The organism is Chryseobacterium sp. SIMBA_038 (assembly GCF_046535115.1).
Classification (GTDB): Bacteria; Bacteroidota; Bacteroidia; order Flavobacteriales; family Weeksellaceae; genus Chryseobacterium.
In genome coordinates this window covers 1-303 of record NZ_JAWRXH010000088.1, presented here as the reverse complement: position 1 = coordinate 303, position 303 = coordinate 1, and the positions used below count along the sequence as shown (strand labels likewise).

The 303-nt window shown below is 53.5% G+C and carries 1 rRNA gene; it reads right to left on the bottom strand.

Going from position 1 to position 303, the window contains the following annotated elements:
• Window positions 1–303: ribosomal RNA gene (locus tag SB689_RS22840) — 23S ribosomal RNA — on the bottom strand; the annotation flags it as partial.

Sequence of the window (303 nt, the reverse complement as noted above, 5' to 3'; positions counted from 1 at the left end):
CCTATCCTGTACATGATGCACAAAGTTCCAATACCAGGCTACAGTAAAGCTCCATGGGGTCTTTCCGTCTTGTCGCGGGTAACCTGCATCTTCACAGGTATTATGATTTCACCGGGTCTCTTGCCGAGACAGCGCCCAAGTCGTTACGCCTTTCGTGCGGGTCGGAACTTACCCGACAAGGAATTTCGCTACCTTAGGACCGTTATAGTTACGGCCGCCGTTTACTGGGGCTTCAATTCGCACCTTCGCTTACGCTAAGCGCTCCTCTTAACCTTCCAGCACCGGGCAGGCGTCAGCCCCTAT